Origin of the sequence: Fodinisporobacter ferrooxydans, assembly GCF_022818495.1 — a bacterium.
Taxonomy (GTDB): domain Bacteria; phylum Bacillota; class Bacilli; order Tumebacillales; family MYW30-H2; genus Fodinisporobacter; species Fodinisporobacter ferrooxydans.
Map to the genome: position 1 here is coordinate 1,091,518 of NZ_CP089291.1, position 25,951 is coordinate 1,117,468.

24 protein-coding genes and 1 riboswitch are annotated in these 25,951 nt (G+C 43.3%); of the genes, 3 read left to right on the top strand and 21 right to left on the bottom strand.

Annotated features, from left to right (window positions below):
• Positions 1-47: 47 nt before the first annotated feature.
• The 3 genes from LSG31_RS05180 to LSG31_RS05190 form a co-directional block, all read right to left on the bottom strand.
• A complete protein-coding gene (locus LSG31_RS05180) occupies positions 48-950 on the bottom strand; it encodes a carbohydrate ABC transporter permease (protein ID WP_347438335.1) in 903 nt (300 codons plus the stop codon).
• Positions 929-1,843 carry a carbohydrate ABC transporter permease gene (locus tag LSG31_RS05185; RefSeq protein ID WP_347438336.1) on the bottom strand — a complete coding sequence of 305 codons (915 nt, stop codon included), beginning with the start codon at positions 1,841-1,843 and terminating at the stop codon, positions 929-931. The genes LSG31_RS05180 and LSG31_RS05185 overlap by 22 nt, the downstream gene beginning before the upstream one ends.
• Positions 1,844-1,943: 100 nt before the next feature.
• Entirely contained in the window at positions 1,944-2,267 is a 324-nt protein-coding gene (locus tag LSG31_RS05190; protein ID WP_347438337.1) for a DMT family transporter, read from the bottom strand.
• Between the two features lie 283 nt (positions 2,268-2,550).
• Between LSG31_RS05190 and LSG31_RS05195 the strand changes: the two genes are divergently transcribed.
• Positions 2,551-3,117 (top strand): GbsR/MarR family transcriptional regulator, encoded by a 567-nt coding sequence (locus LSG31_RS05195; protein WP_347438338.1) that lies wholly within the window; start codon positions 2,551-2,553, stop codon positions 3,115-3,117.
• 112 nt (positions 3,118-3,229) lie between these two features.
• Here LSG31_RS05195 and cbpB read toward each other — a convergent pair whose 3' ends face one another.
• The 14 genes from cbpB to fdhF all read right to left on the bottom strand — a co-directional run bounded on the left by cbpB (position 3,230) and on the right by fdhF (position 17,498).
• A complete protein-coding gene (gene cbpB / locus LSG31_RS05200) occupies positions 3,230-3,667 on the bottom strand; it encodes a cyclic-di-AMP-binding protein CbpB (RefSeq protein ID WP_347438339.1) in 438 nt (145 codons plus the stop codon).
• A 75-nt stretch (positions 3,668-3,742) separates the two neighbouring features.
• Positions 3,743-4,114: a DUF488 domain-containing protein gene (locus LSG31_RS05205; protein ID WP_347438340.1), complete on the bottom strand. Its 372-nt coding sequence runs from the start codon at positions 4,112-4,114 to the stop codon at positions 3,743-3,745.
• Between the two features lie 266 nt (positions 4,115-4,380).
• Positions 4,381-4,575, bottom strand: a complete 195-nt coding sequence (locus LSG31_RS05210; RefSeq protein ID WP_347438341.1) for a hypothetical protein — start codon at positions 4,573-4,575, stop codon at positions 4,381-4,383.
• A 169-nt stretch (positions 4,576-4,744) separates the two neighbouring features.
• Entirely contained in the window at positions 4,745-5,017 is a 273-nt protein-coding gene (locus LSG31_RS05215; RefSeq protein WP_347438342.1) for an NAD/NADP transhydrogenase alpha subunit, read from the bottom strand.
• 476 nt (positions 5,018-5,493) lie between these two features.
• Positions 5,494-6,783 (bottom strand): peptidase U32 family protein, encoded by a 1,290-nt coding sequence (locus tag LSG31_RS05220; protein WP_347438343.1) that lies wholly within the window; start codon positions 6,781-6,783, stop codon positions 5,494-5,496.
• Positions 6,784-6,880: 97 nt separating this feature from the next.
• Positions 6,881-7,813 carry a peptidase U32 family protein gene (locus LSG31_RS05225; RefSeq protein ID WP_347438344.1) on the bottom strand — a complete coding sequence of 311 codons (933 nt, stop codon included), beginning with the start codon at positions 7,811-7,813 and terminating at the stop codon, positions 6,881-6,883.
• Between the two features lie 150 nt (positions 7,814-7,963).
• Positions 7,964-8,674 (bottom strand): iron-sulfur cluster repair di-iron protein, encoded by a 711-nt coding sequence (gene ric, locus LSG31_RS05230; protein WP_347438345.1) that lies wholly within the window; start codon positions 8,672-8,674, stop codon positions 7,964-7,966.
• A gap of 111 nt (positions 8,675-8,785) precedes the next feature.
• A complete protein-coding gene (locus LSG31_RS05235) occupies positions 8,786-9,118 on the bottom strand; it encodes a type I-C CRISPR-associated protein Cas8c/Csd1 (protein WP_347438346.1) in 333 nt (110 codons plus the stop codon).
• 166 nt (positions 9,119-9,284) lie between these two features.
• The gene (locus LSG31_RS05240; protein ID WP_347438347.1) at positions 9,285-10,118 is read right to left on the bottom strand and encodes an aldo/keto reductase; all 834 of its coding nucleotides are present in this window, start codon (positions 10,116-10,118) and stop codon (positions 9,285-9,287) included.
• A 164-nt stretch (positions 10,119-10,282) separates the two neighbouring features.
• Entirely contained in the window at positions 10,283-11,197 is a 915-nt protein-coding gene (locus LSG31_RS05245; protein ID WP_347438348.1) for an ABC transporter permease, read from the bottom strand.
• A complete protein-coding gene (locus tag LSG31_RS05250; RefSeq protein WP_347438349.1) occupies positions 11,194-12,393 on the bottom strand; it encodes a quaternary amine ABC transporter ATP-binding protein in 1,200 nt (399 codons plus the stop codon). Before LSG31_RS05250 ends, LSG31_RS05245 begins: the two co-directional genes overlap by 4 nt.
• A gap of 325 nt (positions 12,394-12,718) precedes the next feature.
• Positions 12,719-12,872, bottom strand: a riboswitch (cyclic di-AMP (ydaO/yuaA leader).
• 199 nt (positions 12,873-13,071) lie between these two features.
• The gene (locus LSG31_RS05255; protein ID WP_347438350.1) at positions 13,072-13,626 is read right to left on the bottom strand and encodes a GbsR/MarR family transcriptional regulator; all 555 of its coding nucleotides are present in this window, start codon (positions 13,624-13,626) and stop codon (positions 13,072-13,074) included.
• Between the two features lie 350 nt (positions 13,627-13,976).
• Positions 13,977-14,471 (bottom strand): helical membrane plugin domain-containing protein, encoded by a 495-nt coding sequence (locus tag LSG31_RS05260; RefSeq protein ID WP_347438351.1) that lies wholly within the window; start codon positions 14,469-14,471, stop codon positions 13,977-13,979.
• Positions 14,472-14,510: 39 nt separating this feature from the next.
• A complete protein-coding gene (gene fdhF / locus LSG31_RS05265) occupies positions 14,511-17,498 on the bottom strand; it encodes a formate dehydrogenase subunit alpha (protein WP_430734243.1) in 2,988 nt (995 codons plus the stop codon).
• A 170-nt stretch (positions 17,499-17,668) separates the two neighbouring features.
• On the opposite strand from fdhF, the gene LSG31_RS05270 reads away from it, so the two are divergent.
• Positions 17,669-18,445: a formate/nitrite transporter family protein gene (locus LSG31_RS05270; protein WP_347438352.1), complete on the top strand. Its 777-nt coding sequence runs from the start codon at positions 17,669-17,671 to the stop codon at positions 18,443-18,445.
• A 204-nt stretch (positions 18,446-18,649) separates the two neighbouring features.
• On the opposite strand, the gene LSG31_RS05275 is transcribed toward LSG31_RS05270, so the two are convergent.
• Complete coding sequence (locus tag LSG31_RS05275; protein ID WP_347438353.1) at positions 18,650-20,311, bottom strand: glutamine--tRNA ligase/YqeY domain fusion protein; 1,662 nt, start codon at positions 20,309-20,311, stop codon at positions 18,650-18,652.
• 186 nt (positions 20,312-20,497) lie between these two features.
• Here LSG31_RS05275 and LSG31_RS05280 point away from each other — a divergent pair, with 186 nt between their 5' ends.
• On the top strand, positions 20,498-22,258 hold the full coding sequence (locus LSG31_RS05280) for a methyl-accepting chemotaxis protein (RefSeq protein ID WP_347438354.1): 1,761 nt from the start codon (positions 20,498-20,500) through the stop codon (positions 22,256-22,258).
• Positions 22,259-22,423: 165 nt separating this feature from the next.
• On the opposite strand, the gene LSG31_RS05285 is transcribed toward LSG31_RS05280, so the two are convergent.
• From LSG31_RS05285 to LSG31_RS05295, 3 genes are all read right to left on the bottom strand, one after another.
• Entirely contained in the window at positions 22,424-24,250 is a 1,827-nt protein-coding gene (locus tag LSG31_RS05285; protein ID WP_347438355.1) for a monovalent cation:proton antiporter family protein, read from the bottom strand.
• A 241-nt stretch (positions 24,251-24,491) separates the two neighbouring features.
• On the bottom strand, positions 24,492-24,977 hold the full coding sequence (locus LSG31_RS05290) for a hypothetical protein (RefSeq protein ID WP_347438356.1): 486 nt from the start codon (positions 24,975-24,977) through the stop codon (positions 24,492-24,494).
• A gap of 168 nt (positions 24,978-25,145) precedes the next feature.
• Positions 25,146-25,832: a Na-translocating system protein MpsC family protein gene (locus LSG31_RS05295; protein WP_347438357.1), complete on the bottom strand. Its 687-nt coding sequence runs from the start codon at positions 25,830-25,832 to the stop codon at positions 25,146-25,148.
• Positions 25,833-25,951: the final 119 nt, after the last annotated feature.

Sequence of the window (25,951 nt, forward strand, 5' to 3'; positions counted from 1 at the left end):
GTTTGTTAACTCCTTTTGTGTGTATCATGTTTTGTTTGATTTTTGTGTTATCCTTTGACGCCACTGCTCGCTGCACTGCTGACAAAATATTTTTGACCAAAGATGAACAACAATAAGGACGGCAAAATTGCTATGATATTGGCGGCCGATACCAGATTCCACGGTGTGCCGCTGCCGTCATTGGCCAACATGAAAGACAATCCTAAAGGAACGGTACGCATCGTATCACTTTGCGTGACAACCAGCGGCCAGAAAAAGTCATTATAATGCCAGACAAAATTCAGGATCATCAATGAAATGATGCTGGGCTTTGAAAGAGGCAGAACAATCCGGAAGACGATCCAAAAATGACTGGCGCCATCGACCTCTGCCGCTTCCATAATCGTCCTTGGAACCTGTTGAAACGCCTGATACAACCAGAATGTCGCAAATGCCGATCCGATAAAAGGCACAATCAAGCCCAAATAGGAATCAATCCAGTTCAACTGTTTCATCGTTAAAAACAGCGGAATGAACGTTACTTGCGTAGGAACCATCAGTGTCAGCATAATTAACCAAAATGCCAGTTTATGGCCGGCAAACCGAATCCTTGCCAACGCATATGCCGCCAGACTTGCTGTGATCACTTGCCCGCAGACGATCAGCCCGGAGACCAGAATCGAATTAAATAAGTAATGACCCATAGGCCGGTAATTCCAGGCTTTGATCCAATTCATCCACTGGGGATGCCGCGGCAGCAAATGCGGAGGATAACTGAACACCTCTTGCAGCGGCAGCAAAGCAGTGATGATCATCCACAACAAAGGAACAATCATCAGCAATCCGATGAGCGCCATCACACCAAAACGAACCATTTGCATCGCATTGCGCTTTTTCTTCCGGATGGATTTCGTAATGGAGATCAATGGCTCCGGCTGATAAACAACTGTTACATCTGATGATGGACCCATTTTTCCGACCCCCTGAATTGTAAATACGTAACCAGGAATAAAAACATCAACATGAGAATGGAAATCGCAGCGGCGTTTCCAATATGGAAAAACTGAAATCCTTGTTTGAAAAGATAGAAGACAATCGTCGTGGTACTGTCTGCCGGACCGCCGTTCGTCAAGACAAAAATCTGGTCAAAGGACTGTACGGAAAAAATTATCGACATGGTAACTGTGAAAAACAGGGTTGGTGACAGCATCGGACATGTGACATGGCGAAATTGCGCCCACCAAGACCCGCCGTCAACTTTGACAGCTTCATATAAAGACTCTGGTATACTTTGCAGTCCGCTTAAAAATAACATGGTAAAATAGCCGCTAAACTGCCATACATAAATAAATATCAGACTTATCAATGCAGATTTGGGATGACTTAGCCACGTATACCCGGAAAACCCGAATAGGTGCAAAACATAATTCACCAATCCAAAGTGCGGTTCCAATAACCATCCCCAGGCAATGGCCGCAGATACTGCCGGTATCACATACGGTACAAAAATCATGCCGCGCAAAAGGGCAATCCCGCGAACCGGCTTGTTTAACAACAATGCAAAAATTAATGCGAGCGGCAGTGTGATGCCTGTCGTCCCAAGCATATAAAAGAATGTCCGAATGACTGCTTTTTGAAAATCGCGATCCTTTACCATATCGATGTAATTTTTAAGACCGACAAACGTCGGATGCGGGCTGATCAAGTTCCACTGAAAGAAACTCAAGTACAATACATAACAGATCGATGCGATGACAAATACACTCAAAAATCCGAAAGTCGGCAGAACAAACAGCCATCCAAGCAGATTTTTCTGCAAGCGATAGGACATTGACGACACTCGTATTCCTTGGGCTCCATTCAAAATTCAATACCCCCTTCTTCACTCTTTTAAAAACAAATTCAACCGTTCAAGTCGCGAGTCGTTTCCTGTTCAAGTTGCGAGCCGTTTTACATATCCCTTTTTAATGCATCGTACTGCTGATATTCAGACAGACAACTCCCAATATAATGACGAGAATGCTTATGATTTTCAGAGGATTGACCGACTCATGAAACACAACCATACCGATAGTCCCGATGAGCGCAGTTCCGATTCCCGACCAGACTGCATAGGCGACGCCTACTTCCAGTCGCTTTAAAGCAAATGTTAAAATAGTAAAGCTGAGTATATAACATCCAAACATATAGAATGCAGGGATGATTCTTGTAAAGCCATTTGATAGTTTCATTGCTATGGTTCCGGATACTTCAAAGAGAATTGCGATCAGCAACAGCAACCACCCCATATGATTTATCCCTGAGCCATACATGCCCATCCATGGCTCTTGATGCACGGATTACGCAAAGACTCTGCCTCCTTTTATTGCTTTGTTCAATAAAAATTGTACGATAAATCATTTTAAAAAGTGTTGAGATTCGATTAATCTTTTGTTTTTTCTTCTTTACTATTTTAAAAAAAGCTTTACATAGGGATTTATAGGATCGTAGATTATAATTGAAATAGCCTGCAACGAAAATTGCCATCCTTGATTTCATTCAATAGTTTTTGAATATATTGGAGTGTTGGAAATGGAACAGAAAGAAAGACTGACGGAATATCGCAACCAAGTGATCGAGGCCATTGCCCAAACGATGGATTTGTATGGGGCAACCACATCCAGCGGCAGATTATACGGCATCCTCTTCTTTGAAGATCATCCTCTCACTTTAGACGAAATGAAAGAACGTATGGGAATGAGCAAAAGCAGTATGAGCTATGCGGTACGCGCATTGGAAAAATCAAAAATGGTAGAACGGATTTCCGCCGATCATTCCAGGAAAGATCAATTTCAGGCGGAAAGCAATTTTTTCGACGCATTCCGCAACTTTTTCATCGACAAATTACAATTTGAAATCGATGTTATGACAACAGCCATACAAGATGTAATTCCAAAACTGAAAGAAATGATTCTCGATTGGGAATTGGATGAGGATATCCGCCGATTGGCACTGCAGGATTTAAAAAAACTGCATCATGCGGAAGAATATTACGATTGGCTGCAGCAATTTGTCGAGCAACTGCAATCAGGGGAAGTATTTCACTACTTTAAAGAGAAACCAAAAATCCGTACAGGCAAACAAAATCAGATGCCCTAAGCCATTCAGCAAAGAAAACGTATCGTGCGTGTTCAAAAAGCGGTGAAGTAAGACACAAGGAGTGCGAAGTCGAAGCAAGAAAACGGAAACCAAATAGTAAGATTGGTTTCCGTTACTGTTGTTGGCGAAAATATCGATAGACTAAAGCTAGAATCGATCTGCGCGTGATGATTCCTGTAAAAATCCCTTCATTTTCGATGCAGATAAACGGGTTGTTGATGGACAACTCCATCGCACGTGTAAATGTATCGCTTTCCTTCATGCGCGGAACTTTCGGATTCATGACTTCTTCGACTTTATGGCTGCCTAGTCGTTCATACTCAATTTGTTCCATACCGAGGATCGAATCTAAAATCATTGTTTTACTGACTAATCCATGCAATTTATATGTATGATCCAATACCGGTATAGCTGAGTATCCTGATTTGATTAAAACCAATAATGCGTGCTCAAGCGTATTTCCCAATTGGACGTGTGCTACATTATCGCTAGGAATGATAAGTTCCTTAATTTCATGTTCAAACATAAATCCATTTTGCAAATTTTTCATTAAAAAAATCACTCCGTTTTAAAAACCATACTGTTCCTTCACCATTCACAAACTTACCGCCCACAATCCTACAGCCTATTTCTTTTTCCACATACCCAGCAAAAAACCCTTTAAAACCACTGCATTGTTGTGTTGGCTGTCTTTTGCAGCAAACAAAATGGTTACCTGCTCTTCTTCTGCCCATTGGATAATTTGCAAGGCCTGCACTTGTGCTGCAGAATTGTTTCTAAGCTCATCCAAATAACTGGAACGAAACTCTTCAAATCGGGTCGGTTCGTGTGCAAACCATTTCCGCAATTCCGTACTCGGCGCAAGATCTTTCAACCACTCGTCGATACAAGCCGTTTCCTTTGCAACTCCCCTTGGCCAAAGCCGGTCTACCAATATGCGTTTGCCGTCCGTTACTTCCACTGGTTCATATACTCTTTTCGTCTGCAACAACAACATGTCACAAGTCTCCTCACATATTCAGTATATGTAAGATGCTTCTATTTGACCATGGTAGATTTCATACGCGATACGAATGATTCTTATATAATCCCAATTGTACATCAGATCGATTGTATCAGCTAATAAACTTGGATCTTTCCGATAAAATAAATACGCCCGTACCACATGTTTCGTGAATACGGGTAGAAAGTTTGAGCAATTAAGAGCCATCCTTTCGGGACAGCCCACTTGAAGATCTGTGAGGATACCATGATGATGCTTAATTAAACATCAGATGCATCATCGTAGTCGTATCGGAGACCATCCCGTGCTTGCTGTGTCGAGCTTTGTGCGGATGGTTGCGCTACTGCCTGACCCAGCTTTGCCGCAAGTTCTTCGACCTGATTGGTTAAACGGGATTCAGCGGCAACCTGCTTTGCGGCATTTAACCCCTTTTGAATAATATTGTTGTTATCCATTGAAAATGCCTCCTTTACTTTGGATTTCGGCAAGACACCTGGATCCGATCATCGAATCCATTGTATAGTATCCATGTCTTTTCTGCGCATTATCCCTGCAGCACAAAAAATAAGAAAGAGGACACCGCTTGTCCTCCCATTCGACATTCCAATGTTTTTCGTTTTTTAATTACTGTACAGCCGGCTCTTCACTCGGCATTAAAATTTCAAATACTTGTCCATGCTGCATAATGGTAATATCCCGCTTTTTTATTTTCATGACGGCAACTTCCGGTTTGTTGCGCATTTGTTCGATGTAATCTGCCGGAACATCGCCAGATTCGCTAACGATAATGCCCTCGATTTCTTTTTCTTCATTTTCAGAAAACGTACTGTTTAAGATTTCTTCATAAATATCGGAAAATGTTTCATAACTATTGGTATACACCGTAATACATTTCATTCTGATTTCGATCCTTCCTTGAGCAATTAGTCGCGTTTTTCTTCTTAGCTAGTTTCTCCTCATTTGTAAAGTCTATCCTTATAGATTCGACCAACCATTATACAAATGCTTTCCACATGTGTAGTTGCAATCCATATGTATTCACATATAAGAAGCGGACAGACAAAAGGCATGATCCGGCAATATTCCGTTAAAGAGATACCATTGTTTCATTGTACACGATTGCAGCAGGATTTTCATGAGCTTTTAGAAAAATTTTCTTACGTTTAAAGTGCGTGTTCAAAAAGTGGTTAAGTAAGACACAAGGAGTGCGAAGCCGAAGCACGAAAAGGCGACGGAGTGTACGTGTTTGGTACATGAGTAAGCCTTTTTGGGATTCGGCAAAGCAATCCGCCGTGGAGTTTTGACTACTTTTTGAACATCCTCTTAAAGTGAAAATTGAATCAGGGCAAACACTTCTGGGATGGTTTCATTGCTTACACACGTTTGCGCATCATGTCGTATGGTTTCACAGGTTGATTTACACACATTTTCACTTTTTGCATGGGATGATTCGCTCCTCGTAACGGATTTCCTTCTTCATCCCATAATCCATCAATCGTTTGAACAAAATTCTCGCGATGGGGTCCGATGAATTCGACTTCCTGCCCGATTGCGAATGGGCTTCTTTGTTCAATCGTTGCCATTTGCGTGTTTTCATCGTAATCGATCACCAAACCTGCAAAATCAAATTTTGCCGGCTTCGGCGGAACTCCGAAAATTTGCGCGTCTTCTGCCGGCTTTTGATAATAAAAGGCGGTCGTCAGAGGGCGATTGGCCGCTTTGTATATTTCATCCAGCCATTCCTGCCTGAATGTAAATCCTTCCGGATTGTCATAATATGCGTCGATCACTTTTCGATATGCACTTACGACGGTAGCCACATAGTGGATCGTTTTCATGCGGCCTTCAATTTTCAAACTGTCAACACCGGCTTCGATCATATCGGGAATATGTTCAATCATGCACAAATCTTTGGAACTCATCGTAAAAAAGTCGGATGGCTCCTGCAAAAGGGAACGCGCTTCCGATCCATCCGCTTGTTCCTCATCTGCATCGGAGAGATCGACAAACAAATCATATTTCCAACGGCACGATTGGGCACATCCTCCGCGATTGGCATCCCGATTTGTCATATGATTGGATAACACACACCGACCGGAGTAGGAAATGCACATCGCGCCGTGAATGAACGCTTCAATTTCCAGATCCACATGCTGCTTGATCGCCCGAATTTCTTCCATGGAAACTTCCCTGGCCAATACAACCCGCGCTACGCCTTCATCAGCCCAAAATCGGATGGCTTGCCAATTTGTCGTCGAAGCTTGTGTACTCAGGTGGATTTCCAATCCGGGTGCTGCTTCTTTACAAATTTGGATGATCGCAGGATCTGCCACGATCACTGCATCGATACCGATTTCCTGCAGTGTTTGGAAATACTCACTCATCCCCGCAAAATCTTCATTGTGTGCAATAATATTGGCAGCAACAAATACTTTCGCATCGTGTGCATGAGCGAATTGAACTCCTGCACGCATATCTTCATAGGAGAAATTGCCCGCTTTGGAACGCAAGCCAAACTTCTGTCCGCCGATATAGACTGCATCCGCTCCATATAAAACTGCAAATTTCAATTTTTCCAAATTCCCGGCGGGCGCCAGCAATTCCGGCTTTTTGCGGGTGTAGCTGGACTTTCTTTGCAATGTTTGTTCTGTTGCCGTACCCAATGTACATCCTCCTATACCGTATCCGTAACTCTTGAATGCATCTATTCTAATAGAGGATGTTCAAAAAGTAGCCAAAACTCCACTTTTTGAACACGCACTAATAGATTTGCTCCTTAAAATAAAATCCGGTGCCCAAGGGCCTCTGCTGTGGCTGCATGCTGCGAATCGCTGCAAGCAAGCCCGCATCAAAAGGTGCCGAAGGATTCTCCAAATACTGATCCATCGCTTTGCGGTAAATGGCAATAACTGCTTCATTGTATTGCACAGGTTTTAAAATCGTTTCGATTTTTACCGCGTCAATACCCGCTGCGATCAATGGACCCATATGCTCCAACATACAAATATCTTCATGGCTCATAATATGTGTACCGTGATAATCTTCAAAAACAGGGTATTGCTGCTCTTCCCGTTTATCCTCTTTTAGATACATAGATGAATCCGACAGATTCTCCTTTGCTTCAAGAGCTTGCCCTTTGTGCTTCATAAAATTGCTGACAAGTTCCCGTTTGGAGTGAAAAATGCATGTCATTCCATGAATTTGCGCCTGTATTTCGATCCGGGAATGTTGCTTGATTGCAAGGACATTCTGCAACGATAATTCCCGGGCCAGAACCGCTCGTACAGCACCTTTCGCAGCCCAAAAATTCACTGTATGAAAATTCGTCGACGTGGTTTCCGTATTCCAATGCAACTTCATTTGCGGCGCGTGTTCACGAACTGTAAACAATACGGCCGGATCCCCAAATACGACGGCATCCACATCCAAATTTGCAAGATCCATGATATAACCTTTCAGATCGGAAAGTTCTTCCTGATGCAAAAGTGCATTGATAACCACATAAACTGATTTGTTCCGTGCATGAGCCAATGTTGCCGCTTCGCGAATGTTCGCCAGATCAAAAGACCCCGGCAACCGCAACCCATATCGTTCATTTCCAATGGCAACTGCATCGGCACCGGCGAGAAGAAACTTCTCCACATCCTGTACAGAGCCGGCAGACACTAATAATTCCGTCCTTTTTTTGCTCATCGTTCGTTTTTCAATCCTTTTTCATTCTGGTTTCAAATAGCGAAAATCGTGCTTCATCTGGCAACACATGCCAAAATAGCAGCAAAAGAAAAGAGGAGAGCACTCTCCCCTCTTCATCATACCAAGTATTTCTCCATCATCCCATACGATTTATTCGCTGATTGTAACAAAACGCGGAAATAATACGTTATTTTCAAGATGGATATGTTCAAACAGGTCCGATTCGAATTCCTGCAATTTTTGAAATGTTAATGTATAAGTCCGACACGCTTCCGGCGGCAACTGATACTCAGCGGTAACCTGTCGCATTTCTTTTACCAAGTCTCCGGCCTGCTCATGCTCGTTCTCCAATTCTTCCAGTTCTTTCACCACTCGCTGTTTCACATCCTCAGACGGATTCTGCTCATATTCTTTGATGAGCGGGAAAAGAACCTGTTCCTCCCGAATCAAGTGCTGATCCAACTCCATCTTCACCTGGTGGAACAGACGATGGAGGGAAGCTAATTCCGGATGGCCGGCTCCATGCACGCGCAAGATTTTGGTGGTGAATTCACTTAACAAAGGCATTTCCCGCTGCAAATAGCCGTGATGTTTGTTGACAATATGATCAATCAGAAGTGCGGATGGCTCTTTGCGCCAATCGGCCTGCTTCGACTGTTCTTTCATGTCCCCATATGCCTGATTTAATTTCTCAAGAACTTCTTCTGCATTTAACTTTTGCTTTTCGATAACAGCCAGCAGAGAACGATTCCCGCCGCAGCAAAAATCAATTTTATATTCACGAAAAATATTGCTGGCACCTGGAAATTCTGCGACAATGTCACCGATCTTTTCTGTCCCTTGATACACGGATGTACTCATGTCTATTCCTCCTCGAATATAAGGTGCTTTCGCATCTTGATATCCGAATCGTAATATATATGGCTTTGGGACGTTGTGATGAAAGTCATACAAATCAATGAATTTTATTGATCAGGAAACTGCCACAAGTTCCTGATTCAATTTTACCATCTGATCATAGTAGCCGGATGATAGTTCCTTTTGCTGCTGAAAAGATTGTATAATTGGAAACGATTCCACAGGCAATGCATGAAATATTTTTATCATCTCCTGCTCTAGTATTTGAGCTGTCTCGGAATTCATCCTATTTAATTTTCGTCTATGATTTCGCAATAAATACGAAAACCGGCTTGGCTCAAATTGTCTGTACAACACAGACAAAGTCGTTGGTGATGGCAGCCATCCATTTGCTTCAATTACTTCCAAGCATGCAAACAACCGACCGTACTGATAATACTTTTGCATCATATCCACCTCAAAATGGAAGGTTTTTCATTAGTATGATCTGTTACGGTGTGTTTTAATCCTGGCAACCTTTCTAATCCGCATAAAAAGACGAGACAGCAAAAAAAAGCCCCCAGACGATAGTGTCTGAAGGCTTTTGGAACGATCCCATTGTGTTTTTTCCCGGTTAAAAGTTAAAATTATCCGGATCTGGTCCAATGCGTTTGTTTTGATTTAATGCATCGATCTTCAACATGTCCTCTTGGGACAACTGAAAATCGAAGATTTGCGAATTTTCCTTGATACGCTCCGCACGGACCGACTTCGGAATGGTCACAACTTCATTTTGCAAATCCCAACGTAGAACCACTTGTGCAGGTGTTTTACCGTATTTTTGCGCCAATTCCGCAACGACCGAATGGCCCAGCAGTTCACCGCCGCGCATCAAAGGACTCCATGCTTCCAATTGAATTTGCTGCTCCCTGCAGAATGTCTGCAGCTCTTTTTGTGTTAAATACGGATGATACTCCACTTGATTGACCATCGGTACGATTTCGCTTTCATTCATCACATCTTGCAAGTGATGAATTTGAAAATTGCTGACACCGATGGCCCTTACAAATCCGTCTTTGTACAGTTTTTCCAATGCTCTCCATGTATCTTTATATTTCCCTTTGACCGGCCAATGAACCAAATAAAGATCGAGGTATTCCAGACCGAGCTTTTTGCGGCTGACTTCAAACGCTTGCAATGTGGATTCGTAGCCCTGGTCGCTGTTCCAAACTTTTGTCGTAACAAATACTTGTTCCCGATTTACGCCAGACTCTTTCAGCGCTTTCCCGACACCTTCCTCGTTCTGATAGAATGCTGCCGTATCAATGCTGCGGTAGCCCACTTCCAGCGCAGCTTGTACTGCCTGCTCCACTTCATTGCCTGCTTCGGCTTTATACACGCCAAGCCCGAACCAAGGCATATGTACCCCATTATGCAAGCGGGTCGTATCTGTTAAACTTCTACCCATATGTATGCCTCCTTTAAAATGCAGTTCGTTTATAATGCAAGAAATTGCCTGTTCAAAGAGGCGAAAATCAGGAGAAATATCTTTCCAACCTTTCTGAACAGACACGTAGTGCTGCCAGGATAATTATACCATATGATTTGCCGTTGTATTTATTCTTTACAACATCACTTCACGTATGAATATCCGTTATCAATAATTGGATTTTCTTTCTTGTTCTCATAACGTTTGGCCTGCTTGTTTTTTGGTTTGGCACTTAGCCTTTTATTACCTAATCGCTGTGAAATTCTATCTAAAACAATAGCGATTATCACGATACTGATGCCTGCTTCAAATCCTTTTCCTACATCGACAGTCTCAAGTGCAGACATAACGTCCGCTCCCAGACCTCCCGCACCGATCATCGATGCGATGACTACCATCGATAATGCCAACATGATCGTCTGATTGATGCCCGCTTTAATCGTCGGCATTGCTAACGGCAGCTGTACTTTGCGCAATAACTGCCAATCGGTAGAGCCAAACGAGCGTGAAGCCTCCACCAACTCTTTCGGCACTTGCAAAATGCCGAGCCGCGTCAAACGGATCGACGGCGGCATCGCAAATACCATCGTCGCGAAAATCGCCGGAACCACACCGATGTTAAAAAACATCAGAACCGGCACCAGGTATACGAATGACGGCATCGTCTGCATAAGATCCAATAAAGGCGTAACGATCCGGTGCAATCGTTCGCTTTTTGAAGTCATAATCCCTAACGGCAAGCCAATCAACAACGATAAAAGGGATGACACAATGACCAGCACCAATGTCGAAATCATATGCCTCCATAACTGCAAATCGTAGATAAAAAGCAAACCAACCACCGTTCCGATGGAAAGTTTCCATCGTCCGGACCGAAATGCGAGCACTCCAAATAAGACAATGACAAGCCACCAGGGCAGCCACTGAACGAATTGGTCAATCCCTTCAATGATCGCCTTTACAACATTTGCAATTGCCTCAAAAAAGGGCCCTGTGGCATTATACAGCCAATTCACAAACTGATTGATCCAATGTGCTAATGGAAGTTTTGGAATCATCTCTCTTCTCTGCCTCCTTGTTCGGCAATGGCCTCCAAAATCGAGCTTTTTAAAATCAACCCCTGCAAGACAGCATGCTGATCAACGACAGCCAATGGATAGCGCGTCGTGACGATCAGATTGACCAATTCCTCAAGAGAGGTATCCGGCGCCACTTGAATCGTCTGCTCAAGAGGGCATTCCGCCAACGACTGAACTTTATTGGCCGCTGCCCGTGCCACTGCATCCGCCATGATCAATCCCTGCAACCGCCGTTCCTGATCCACGACAAATCCGCTGGACAGACCCGCATCCCGCAATACCCGCAATGCTACATTCGGCCCTTCCTTGAGACGCAGAACAGGCGAAGGGCGTTTCATCACGTCTTTTGCCACCAACACTTTGGTGACATCGACGCCTTTGACAAATCGGGATACGTACTCATCAGCCGGATTTGTAATAATTTCTTCCGGTGTCCCCACTTGTACGACCGCACCGTCTTTCATTAGTGCGATCCGATCACCGATGCGCAGCGCTTCATTGAGATCATGCGTAATGAAGACGATCGTTTTTTTAAGCTTTTGCTGCAATTGCAAGAGCTCACTCTGCATATCGTCGCGAATCAACGGATCCAGTGCGCTAAACGCCTCATCCATCAACAAAATGTCCGGGTCGCTGCACAACGCCCGCGCCAAGCCGACCCGCTGCTGCATACCGCCGCTCAAATTCTGCGGGTATTGCTCTTCCCAGCCCTCCAGTCCGACAGCCGCCAATTTTTCGCGGGCGACTTGCAATCGCTGCTCTTTGTCCACATTTTGTATTTCTAGCCCGAATGCCACATTTTCCAAAACCGTTCGATGTGGGAAAAGCGCAAACTTTTGAAATACCATGGCCATCTTTTTTTGCCGGAATCGCTGCAGTTCGTTTTTTCCCATATCGACAATGTTCTGTCCATCAATCACAATGGCCCCCAGCGACGGGTCGATCAGTCGGTTCAGACAGCGCAACAATGTAGATTTCCCGCTGCCGGACAAACCCATGATGACAAACAGTTCACCTGGCTGAATGTTCAAATTGACATGATTCAATGCAATGGTTACGCCACATTTTTGTAATATCTGATCTTTGGACGCCCCGGACTCCAGCAGCCGGATCGCTTCATCCTGGCGACTTCCAAACAATTTTGAAACATTGCGAATGGTAATAATAGGTTCCACACATTCTTCCTCCCTTTATTTCTATTAACTGAATTTTTTATATACGAAATAAATGATGCGATCGATTAATAAATAGAATGATAGATCTCAGACATAAAAACAGACATAAAAAATCGTACATGATCGTACTCAAGCGTCCAAAATTAATAAAAACACATGCATTCGGCATATGGCATACGAAATCAAAATAACCGGCAAATACATAGAAAATAAAGGAAATAAGAAGGTAAAAGAAGGGGGAATAAAGTAGAAAGCAGCAAAATACAAAGGGTTAAATAAAAGGATAAAGCAGCAGAGTTTGTATATACAAACACCACAATCCATTTGCTGTTACTTTCTACGCTTGCGAAGTTAGCTGCCGGATTCGGGTTGAAAGTTCACCCTACTATTTCATTAGCCATTACCGGTAAGAAATAGATTCACCCCATTATGATGGGTCCCCCGCTTCTTTTCCTCAAAGAATTCAGCGTTTTTGATAGAAGCAAACGATATGGTTTTGTCTAGCACACTTTGTGCGCCAGTTACGTGTTGTAGTCAGCAAATGAAAACATACCCATATAAATCATCTCCTCTCGTTTGTAATCATTCCAAACTCATTACCGAACTCAATACCAATCTCAATAATAACAATTCAGGCAGATTTCATGCATTCCATATAACCTTTCACCAATCGCAACATTAAGGAAACAGCCGTTTCACCATTTCCTCAGTGACTTGAATTTGCTTCATCACTTCATCGTTCTGAAAAAAATGGGATAATTCATGAAGCCAAGCATAATATATTTTCGCAGTTGCAACTTTCTCCAAATCTTTTTGTGCCTCTGCATTCTCTGCTTCAGTCAGCTCTCCGGATGCCAAAAGCTTACGAATGGTCCGTTCCGTTTGAACGAGGCCTTTTTTATTGATTTCAATCTCCTGCTCCCACAAATATACAAAATAGTCGATGAAAGCTCGAATCAGATCATGTTCAGCCTCGTACAGATCTTTCCTTACGCCTCTTTCCCATTTTTTCTTGACAAGCTTCAGACGGGACAATTCACGCACACCTGTACTCATGCTCGTCTTGCTCATTCCTGTTTGCTGACACATTTCATCCAGAGTCAACGGTCGATCCTGAAACAACATGGTTCCATACAACAGCCCCATGGAAGGACTTAATCCATATAATTCGAGCGTCTCCGTCAACGATTGGATATAATGGCTTCGCGCTTGATCGAGCTTTGTTTCATCCATTGCAATCACACCGTCTTCTTCTGTTCGCCGATTTCAACATTACTTTTCAATCGGACATATTCTTTATGATGTTTATGATATTCATCTTTGATTTATTCTGAAAATATAATGAATAACGTTTATATAGTTCATTCGGTTTTTTCCGTATGTTCTATTATATATTATCATACTTCTACGAATTGTAAATTCAAAATTCCTGCATTTCCAATGTTTTCAAAAAAATGTTGCATTTATCCGTTACATCTACACGCAAATTGGCTTGTATTCCCGTCAATTTGCGTGTTTGCGTATTTGTGTCAATGATCGAAACATGATTCGTACATTGATTTTGAATCTGTGGATCCTCCTGCTCAACTTCTCGTCCGCAAGTCTTTGCCGAGTGCTTTTACCACTTCCAACATGTATGATAGACCCGCAGCGATATCGGGATCCTTTAATGACCCCAACAACCGAAAAATGGTCATCGGATGAACTTCCTCCTTCTTTGTATCTTCAGCCACTTGTGTCATTGCTTGCAACATGGTATGAATGGTTGATACATCAAGGGATCCCAAGATTTCCAACAGTGCAATGGAATTTTTTATGCCGGTCGCGTACTGCGGCTGCTGTGCTTGATCGACAAGAATTTTCATGACACCTTCCCCTTGATCCAGCAACGCGTTCACAATCGGCAAAATCCCGCGAGCATGCAGCAAACTGATACATTTGACAAACTCCTGCAGCGCTTCTGCATTTGCTGCCATCGCATCCACGAATTGATCCATGCTTTTCTTTGCTGCGTCTTGTGTATGAAAAAATTCCATTTCCGGCGGTGCCGTTTGAATATTCGTAATTGCTTGTGCCATAGGATCACCTCCTGCTGTTTTCTGCTGTTACTTTTGCATTTACATCGGCTCACGGATCTCCGTCGCTGTGCCGTCATCTGTTAACGGTATATAATCCTCTCTCTGCCATTTCTTTTCCACCATGACGCCTGGTTTCGGTTGCGGATTGCCGAGGCGAAAATTGCCTTTTACGAAAGGTGACGGACCTTCTTTTTGCAACACTTCCATCCGCACCGACAGTTCCTTATATGCCGGTGTGTGTGTGATCGCATCATGATAACTGCTCGTTAAATAATTCACCGCTTCTTCGTCTTTCGGTGTATTCATCGGCAAATATAATTCTTTTCCCTGCACGCGATCGGTTACTTCCACGCGAACTTTTACCGCTCCATACGGAGATACAATGCGTACCAGCGAGCCTGTTTCCACACCTCTTTCCCGTGCCAATTCAGGGGAAACCTCCACAAATGTGGTAGGCACCTTTTTGCGAATGCCCGGTACCCGATACGTAAGATTGCCCTCATGAAAATGCTCAAGCAAACGTCCGTTATTCAGATGCAGATCATACTCCTCATCCGGCTGCAATACCGGCTCATGGTACACGGGAATATGGAGTTTCGCTTTGCCATCCGAGAACGGAAAGCCGTTTGTATACAACAAAGGCGTATCCTTCCCATCCTTGTCCACTGGCCACTGCAAACTTTTATATCCTTCCAGCCGTTCATACGTCACGCCAGCCATCAATTCCGTCAATGCTGTCGCTTCCTCCAGAATTTGCGCAGGATGCTCATATCCCCAATCGACGCCCAAGCGTTTTGCAAGCTCTGTCAAAATCCACCAATCCGGTTTCGCTTCTCCCAATGGTTCAAATACTTTATACAACCGTTGCATGCGCCGCTCCGTATTTGTAAATGTCCCGTCTTTTTCAAGACTTGGGCATCCTGGAAGGATCACATCGGCAAATTGTGCCGTTTTACTGAAGAAAATATCCTGTACGATGAAAAATTCCAATTTTTCAAAGGCGCCTTGCACATGATTGGAGTTGGAGTCGACCAATGCCATCTCCTCACCCATCACATACATGGCTTTCAGTTTGCCTTCATGAATTTTTTCCACCATGTGATGGTTGTCCAATCCCGGATTCTCGGGGATTTTTGCGTTCCACACCGACTCGTATTTTGCTTTGACTGCAGGATCATCCACTCGCTCGTATCCCGGCAAATACAGTGGAGCACAGCCAAAGTCCCCGGCACCCTGGACGTTGTTATGCCCCCGCAACGGATATGCGCCTGTTCCCCTGCGTCCGACATTTCCTGTCACAAGCAGCAAATTGCAAATGGCCGTACTGGTCTCGCTGCCGGCAATGTGTTGCGTTACACCCATCGCCCAACAAATGCATACGGAATGTACCGAATGGATCATGGTTGCCGTATCGATGAGCTGCTGCTTTGAAATGCCTGTTTGCTGTTCTGCATATTCCAACGTATAAGGCTTCAGCCAATTTACAAATTCCTCAAATCCATTGACATGCGCTTCGATAAATTCTTTGTCATGCCAATTTTGATCGATGATGTATTTGGCAACGGCGGACAACCAGATCAGATCTGTCCCCGGCTTCGGGTGTAGAAACAAATCCGCCCGTTTGGCCAAATCGTTTTTCCGCAAATCTGCCACGATCAACTTTTGGCCATGCTTTTTATGTGCGCGGCGAATACGCGTAGACAACACTGGGTGGGATTCTGCCGGATTGGCGCCGACGATTATCACCAGTTCAGAACTCCCGATGTCTTCGATCGATCCGGTATCGCCGCCAAGTCCAAACGTCCGCCGCAATCCTTCCGTCGCAGGTGTTTGGCAGTACCGGGAACAATTGTCAATATTATTGGTCCCCATGACAGCACGGGCAAATTTCTGCATTAAATAATTTTCCTCATTTGTACATTTGGAAGAGGAAATATACCCGATGGCATCTGCGCCATCTCTTTCTTTAATTTCCCGCAGCTTGGCTGCTGTATAGTCCAACGCTTCTTCCCAAGTTACGGGAACAAATTCCCGGCCTTTCCGAATCAAGGGTTGTAAAATGCGTTCCGTACTGTTTACAAAATCCCAGCCAAACTTTCCTTTTACACAAGTGGATACTTGGTTGGCAGGCGCCTCCATTTGCGGTTCCACTTTTAGAATTTTTCGATCCTTTGTCCAAATATCAAAACTACAGCCGACACCACAGTATGTACAAACGGTTTTTGTCTTCTTGATCCGGGATTCCCGCATCTGTGCTTCAATCTCGGAAACGGTAAAAATCGGCCCATACCCAGGTTCGATCTCCTTCACCAAATGCACCATGGATTCCCACAATTCGGGCCCGATCCCCGTCAGGAAGCCAGCTTCCCCCAACATGTTTTTTTCCATCAATGCGTTACAAGGGCAGACAGTGACACAATGTCCGCAGGAAACGCAAGAAGACTCATTGATCGGAACATCTTCATCCCATATGACCCGTGGCCGTTCTCTGTCCCATGCAATCGACAGAACTTCACTTACCTGCAAATTTTGACAAGCCTCTACACAGCGTCCGCATAAAATGCATTGATCAGGATCATACCGATAAAACGGGTGGGAATTGTCCTGTTCATAGGGTTTTGGTTCGAACGGGTATGTTTGATGTTCCACACCCATCATAAGTGCCGTATTGTGTACGACACAATTTCCATTGTTATTGTCACAGACAGTGCAATACAATTCATGATTGCGCAGGATCCGGTTCAGCGCTTCCATTCTTGTTGATTGTGCCCGATCCGCCACCGTTTGAATGTTCATTCCCGGCCGTACCTGCATCGAACATGTTCGCACAAGCTTGCCATCTACTTCGGCAATACACGTGTCACATGTCTCAATCGGTCCCAATGCCGGATGATAACAGATGTGCGGAAATGCTTCCCGTTTCTGCAAAATCGCTTCCAGCACATTACGATCCGCTTGTACTGCGATAGATGTCCCATCAACCATGACTTCAATTGTTTGAACGGATTGATCTGACGGTATTCGCAACGATAAAACACCTCAACTTCCATTCCCATTTCTGATTCTGATGCTGATGCTAATTTTGCTCATAGTTATTTTCCCCCAATTTTTCCTGTCTAATCACGCAAATCTTACATAATTCCATGTTTCCTTCGGGCAAACTACAAAAATTCGAAGCGGATAAAAGGAGTGATTCCATGGCATTTCATACACCTCAGAGAATTGCCGAGTTAACGATTGATGCAGGAGAAAGAAAGGCGAATCTTCCAATAGGCACTGCTCTCATCTTAGGTTTTTTGGCAGGGGCATTTATTGCATTAGGATTTCTCTTGGATATTCGCGTCAGTGGGGATTTGTCTAAACAATGGGGCTCATTCGCCACATTTCTGGGCGCATCCGTATTCCCCGTCGGACTTGTATTGGTGGTTTTGGCAGGTGCGGAATTGCTCACAGGGAATATGATGTCATTGCCGATGGCATATTTTGCAGGCCGTATCAGTTTTGCCAAAGTATTTATCAATTGGTTTTGGATCTTGATCAGCAATTTTATCGGCGCGATTTTTGTCGCGTACTTTTTTGGGCATGTGGTTGGATTAACAGAAGCGGGACCGTTTGGACTAAAGACGATTGCAATTGCCAAAGCAAAATTGCATGACGATTTTGGACAAGCGTTTGTATCGGCAATCGGCTGCAACTGGCTGGTGTGCCTGGCCGTTTGGTTGGCTTATGGAGCCGATGATTTTGCAGGGAAAATTCTTGCCATCTGGTTTCCCATTATGGCATTTGTAGCCATCGGATTTCAACACGTTGTGGCAAATATGTTCGTCATACCTGCAGCGATCTTTGCAGGGGCATTGACATGGGCCGATTTTTTCAACAATTTTGTCCCCGTATTGCTCGGCAATATTGTCGGCGGCGGAGTGTTTGTCGGACTCCTTTACTTCTTTGCATATATTCAGGGTGTGCAAAAGTGAGCTCGTTGCAGCAAAATGGAACATAAAAACGGGCACCAAAAGATGAGCAGCTATCTGCTATTTTTGGTGCCCGATTTACATGAGCATTCGATCCTGCGCACGCATTTACCGTTTTAAATTTTACAATTCATTTCATTTTAACTGCATTTTATTTCTATCTACACTCTAACTACACTAATGCGAACCGCCCTAAGACTTTGCCGATTAAGACTTTGGCAACTCAAAAGAACTTTTTAGGGAAACGATGCGATTAAACACTACCCTCGCTTTCGTTGCATCTTTTGGGTCGACATTAAAGTACCCATGACGGAAAAATTGAAACTTGTCATGCGCTTTTGATTCACGCATATTCGGTTCGACGAAACCTTGCAAGATCTCCAATGAATCCGGATTGATATGGTTTAAAAATGTAGTTCCTTCCCCTTGCTCCTCATCCGACAACAAGGATTCATACAAGCGAAACTCCGCCGCCACCGCCTGTTGTGCATCCACCCAATGGATCGTTCCTTTTACTTTTCTTCCGGTAAATCCGCTGCCGCTTTTGGTCTCAGGGTCATATGTACAATGCAGTTCCACGATATTGCCTTGCTCATCTTTTATCACTTCATTACAGGTAATAAAGTACGCATGTTTCAGGCGCACCTCATTACCTGGAAACAATCGAAAATATTTTTTGGGCGGTTCTTCCATAAAATCATCTTGTTCGATATAAATTTCCCGGGAAAACGGAATGCTTCGTGTTCCCATCTCCGGATTTTCAGGATTTATTTCTGCATCCAGATATTCTACCTGCCCTTCCGGATAATTGGTGATGACCACTTTTAAAGGGCGCAATACAGCCATTGTCCGCGGAGACTTCAATTTCAGATCTTCCCGGATAAAATGCTCCAACAATTTGACATCAACTGTACTATTGCTTTTGGAAACTCCGATTTCTCTGCAGAAATTCCGAATGGATTCCGGTGTGTATCCCCGTCTGCGCAATCCGGAAATCGTCGGCATGCGCGGATCGTCCCATCCGTCTACAACTTTTTCATCAACCAACAGTTTCAATTTGCGCTTACTCATGACCGTATTGGCAAGATTTAACCGTGCAAACTCATATTGTTTTGGCTGATGCTCCATTTCGCATTCCTGTACGACCCAATCGTAAAGCGGACGATGGTCTTCGAATTCGAGCGTACAAATCGAATGTGTTACACCCTCAATGGCATCTTCCAAGGGATGGGCAAAATCGTACATTGGGTAAATGCACCACGTATCCCCAGTATTGTGATGTACGGCATGTGAAATTCGATACAGCACAGGATCCCGTAAATTCAAATTGGGTGATGTCATATCGATTTTTGCCCGCAGAACCTTTTCTCCGTCCTTAAATTCACCCTTGCGCATTCGTTCAAATAATTCAAGGTTCTCTGCAACTGAGCGATTTCGAAACGGACTTTCTTTTCCGGGCTGTGTCAACGTTCCGCGTGTTTCCCGGATTTCTTCGGCAGACAGGTCGCAGACGTACGCCTTTTCTTTCTTGATCAATACAATTGCCCGGCTGTACATTTCTTCGAAATAATCCGATGCAAAATATACATGATCCCAGTTAAATCCCAGCCATTTCACATCATCTTTGATTGACTCGACAAACTCGGCATCTTCTTTGACAGGATTGGTATCATCAAAGCGCAAATGGGTCTTGCCCTGAAAATCATCTGCCAATTCAAAATTTAAGCAAATCGATTTGGCATGTCCAATATGCAAATATCCATTCGGTTCCGGCGGAAAACGAGTAATGATCTCTTTGACTTTTCCGCTTTTGATATCTTCCATAACAATGTTTCTAATAAAATTTGACGAAGTAGAGTTATGTTCCAATCACTATCATCCTTCTCATCGCAAGCTTTTTTCTCTGTATACTATAATACACAAAAAATGAAACAAATATAAATCTAGCAAGAATATATTGTACATTTGTTCTGTTGCGTTTAATATCGAAGTTAAGAAAACAAATTACATATATTCCACAAACTAGGCTTACTAACAGGAAGGGAAGTTTTAAAAATGGCTGTTCTTGCAAGATTCTTTACGTTCAAATCGTTGCGAACCGAACTCATTATCATATGTTTGCTGATTCTGGCAATTCCCAGCATTATAATCGGCATATTAGGTTATGAAACTGCAAAAAGTGAACTAGACAAGTCCGGGAAAATCCAGTTGATCAATGATGTGCGTTTGGTCAACAGCACCATCGGCGAATTAAATAAAGAAGTGGAAGCAGGCCGCTTGCCTCTGCAAGTTGCACAAGAAAGGGTCAAAGAAATGATTCTGGGTCCAAAGGATGCATCCGGCAAGCGACCGATCAATCATGCTTTTAATCTCGGTGCAAACGGTTACTTTTTTGTCTTTGACAAACATGCGACGGAAATCGCTCACCCGACCCTTGAAGGCAAAAACCTTTGGAATATGAAATCGGTGGATGGAGTCATGATCGGGCAGGAAATTGTCAAACAAGCGCTGATCAATCATGGCGGATTTACCTATTACAGTTTCCCCCTTCCCAATTCAAAGCAAATCGCTCCTAAAATTGTATACTCCGAGAAAGCGCCTGCATGGGGCTGGATTGTATGTGCCGGATCGTATTTACAGGATTATAACAGCGGCGCGGCACAAGTACTGTATATCCTGCTGATCACTTTAGGTGTGTCGATTATCGTCGGACTTGCTGTTGTCTGGTTGATTGCAAAGCGCATCACGACTCCGATTGTAGCGATGGCCAATCAAGCAGATCTCGTTGCAAAAGGAGATTTGACGATTGAGCCAATGGAAATCAAACATAACAATGAAATCGGCCGATTGTCCAAGGACTTTCGCATCATGATCCAAAATTTAAAAGATTTAATCTCCCGCGTCAATACAAATACACAACAATTAACGCACGCAGCAGGCGAATTGTTTGCAAGTTCTGAACAAACCAGCAAAGCCAGCGAACAAATTGCTACAACCATGCAGGAGATATCATCCGGTTCGGAAAAGCAAGCGGGGAATGTAGATGAAATTGCACATACGTTAAATCAAACGGCAAGGGAAATGCATCAAATTGTCGATAATTCAAAAAATGTTTCACAGTCTGCCACAGAGGCTTCAGAAATCACCGCAGAAGGAAACACGGCCATTCACAAAGCGATTTATGAAATGAACTCGATTCATGGAATCGTGAGTGAATTGGCGGATTCCGTAAAAATCCTTGGAGAACATTCCCAGATGATTGGAACGATCGTCAATACCATTACCAACATTTCTTCACAAACAAACTTACTCGCGTTAAATGCCGCAATTGAAGCAGCACGCGCGGGTGAACATGGAAGAGGATTTGCGGTTGTCGCCGATGAAGTTCGCAAACTGGCAGAACAATCGACAGACTCTGCCAAGCAAATCGGCAATCTGATCGGTACGATTCAAAATGAAATAGCCAAAGTTGTCCAAGCAACGGATAAAGGCACACAAGAAGTGCAAGTGGGAATCGAAGCTGTAAATCTTGCAGGAAGAGCATTTGAGAAAATTCAGGAGTCTGTTTCCAATGTAGCAGCGCGAATTCAGGAAGCCACGACAGCCGTATACCAAATCTCCGCCGGGACAGAACAAGCGGTACGTGCCATCGACAAAATCGGAGAAGTGACAGGTGCTACTGTTTCTTCCACACAAACCGTCTCGGCATCCATTGAAGAACAACTTGCTTACATGGAGGAAATTACAGCATCGGCCAACTCGCTTTCGATCATGGCTGAAGAATTAAAACAATTGGTGAGCCATTTTAACATTTAATTGTGCAACAGCCATGCTGCAATCGATTTGCGATTTACCGGCATCTTAGCAAAATCACTCGCAAAAAGCACCTCAAACCACGTCTGAAGCGGCAAGAGGTGCTTTTTTGCAATATATTACTTCCTATTTTCCCCTATCGCTATCCCCTTGTTTCCACACCGTTTATTACACACATTCCCTGCGCATCATCTCAACATTCACCGGATCCCCGCTTACCAAAAGGATGTCTCCATATTGAATGGCCGTATCTCCATGTGGAATAATAACTTCATTTCCCCTGAAAATTCGAATCACAAGTATATCCCTTACAAAAGGCAAGTCGCGAATTTTCTTGTGATGAAGCCGCTCATTCATGATCTTCACTTCATAAACCGGATGATCCGCTTCCAGAAACTTCACGAGTGTCGGATTTTCAATCAATGCCTGCAAAAGGATCCGGTTGGAGTGGAACGTAGAGAATACATGGATCCCCTCGATCAACTCTCCTAATCTTTGTTCGTTGTCCAAGCGGCATATCACTGTCTCGAGTCCGCGTCGCTTTGCCCAATTGGCAACCTGAATATTGTGTGACTCATCACCTGTGAATGCAATAAAAGAATCCTTTGCTTCCACAGCAATGTTGTCCAACGTGTCAGGCGTTATCTTTGGCAAAGAATGAATGGCAAATCCTTGACTTGCATTCTCTTGACCCGGACTTCTCTTTTTTTCATTTGGGTTCGTATCATATACATCTACGCCAAAACCAGACTGGCATAACTGTCTCGCCAAGGAAAGCGTGATCGCATTCGCTCCAATCAAAAAGGCGTGCCTTCTTGCTTCCGGTATCTGCACGAAAGCCATTTTTTGAAAGAGGATAGGAGAAACCAAACACGATATGACACCACTTAAAATCAATGCTGCCTGAACCGAAACGGAAATGATCTTTAGTTCAATAGCGATCGTCGTACCTGCAATAATTAAACTTAAAGTCGACGGAAGCAAAAGGCCTGCAGCTAACGCATTGCGTGAAGGAAACCATTTTCTCCAAAGCAAGGTCGGGAAAAACTTTGAAGCAAAAAACGATACGAGAACTAACGGAACCAACATCAGCGCTTTCGGATCATGGATCAAACCGGACAGATCCAATTTTGCGCCTACCATAAAAAAGAAAATGGGGATAAGAAAGCCGAAACCAAAGGAAGTTAACCGATCCACAAATTCTTTTTCCGGATTCATCAGTGAAATCAAGACACCTGCCAAAAAAGCTCCAAGAATACTCTCCGTACCCACTTTTTCTGAAAGAACAACAAAAAATAAAATCAGTGCGAACACACCGCGGGTTCCTAACTGTACACTTTCTTTCGAGATTTTTTTAATCCAACGCTCCGGCTTGAAGTGCAAAACGACTCGATAAAAGAAAAATGCGACAACAAATAAAATCAACAGCAAAAATGGTTTGGCACTATTGCTTGCATGAAATGCAACATACACGGACATCAGGATCATCGTGACAAAATCAGAAATCACTGCAGTTAAAAGCACCGTCTGTCCATATGGAGTATTTGTGATCCCTTTGTCTTTTAACGTTGGCACAACAATACTTAATGAAATCGTCGAGATCATCAAACCCATAAAGATTCCATCTTTTACAAACCCAAATTGTTGAAAAAAGAAGCCTAAGACCCCGGATAGCAAGAGCACATAGAGAAATGTGATCGTTGCTAATTTGCCAGGCCGAACATCTGTGCTTACCTTGCCCGATTGGAAAGATTCAAAATTGATCTCCAAACCGCTGATAAACATTAAAAACATAAATCCAAGAGTCGATAATAAATGTAACCAAGAATCCTCTTGCATCCACCCAATTCCGCTATTGCCAATAAGAATGCCTGCGATTATCTCCAGAACTACGGCCGGTACAAAATGCCACCGCAGCCTCTCCAAAACGATTGGAATCAGAAATGCTATGATGACTACGATCATCAATGACACCAGAGAATCTTGTGTGTGCATACGTTTCTCCTCTCTTTTTCATGTTCAAACCGTTCTTGGCAGTCGTACGAAGATCACCACTCTCTCATACTATTTCCGTAATCGTTCTTTCATACAATAAATCTTTTCAATCATAATACCATTAAAGGAAATATAAAAAAATCCCATTGTTTCCAATTGCCAATGGGAGTAAATATGGAATATGCCAAAATGTGGACCCCGCTTTGCGCGACCACTTGTATTTGCTGTTTTTATTCGATTCCTAATGATCGTAATCCTCAATTACAGACCCATCATTTGTAACAATCCGAATATTATCCGGAAAATTCTCATAGGATACGGAAAAATAATAATTTCCGGATGGATCCTGAAATAAAAATGAAATTTGTTTCGCCTTCAATCCTTCCGCCATGATGATAAATTGCAAAAGGTGCTCCGCTTGTTCCTTCGTGTGTATAGGTTTTCTCAGCAAAGATTGATACTTGTCAAGTGTTGCCGAATCCAATTTTTGTGGATTGACGGTTGTTGATGATTTTTGGGTTGATAGTGGTTCGGATGATGATGATTTTTGGATTGATAATGATTTTGGGAGTTGAGGCGTCCCTGTTTGTCTCCCATCCGAATGGGAAGCAAGGCTGAACGCGTCTACAGGAATATTGCGAATCGACAGGAATAGAATGATACAGACAAACATGGCGATGATGCGTATTCTTGAACGTATCGATTGATTTTGATATTGGTTCTTCATACAGATCCCCACTTATGAAGATATTTGGTATCCTCATCGTACCATTCCATCGATAAAAAATTTGTTGCAATGCGTCGCCCAAATTATGTATTTTATGTACATGTTTTGTTAGTATTCGTAGTTTTATGTCAGTTGAGATCGTTTCCCTCGCACATTTTTTCTTCCCGGCTATTTGAGTACAAAGCACATGAGGCTTTTATCTTCCTTGACATTCCAATCCACAAAAATATCTGCCACCTGTTGCTGAAAAACCTCTTCGAATACACCGTCTCTATGGAAGCTGGCTTTTTCCATTTCATCTTTTGTTACGGCAAGGATCTGCTGATATCCTTTGGCAACTAACGCTTTCTCCACCGGAACCAAGATGCCTGTGCGCATGACAACATACAGCTTTGGTGAAATTTGAAATGATTCAATTTTATCCGGTGTTTTTTCAACCATGTGACTAATTCGGGTTATTTCATATTCCAGTTTTTCTTGCACGGGAAAACCATCGTCAAGTGGTTCGACTTGAGAACTTGTTGGATCCATAACCGCAGCAATGATCCCGGTATTATTGGGAAAATTCCAATCATGATAAAATTCCCTGATTTCGGTTTCAAGCGTTACCTGTATGACGCCTTTTAGTTCCGGCAACAAACTTTCGATGACAATACTCCTGGAAACGTCGATCGTATCAGAATGGCCCTGCTTCAGCAGGACTTCTTCCATTGGCGAAAGAAAACCACGAATGTAAAAGATGACAAATGGGGTACGGAATGTTGCATAGCAAGATTCTGGACCCCTGCCAAAGTTTTTCCTTAGTAATTGACTCGTATAATTTCCCAATTGGTTCAATTTTTCTTGTAGAGTCATTTCGTCCCCTGCTTTCATTCGATCGTTAGCCGAATTTTCACAAACAGAGAAAAATTTGTAGAATATATCATGTACAGATTTACTCAAGAATATGAAAAAAGCTGCCAAAGCATTTCTCA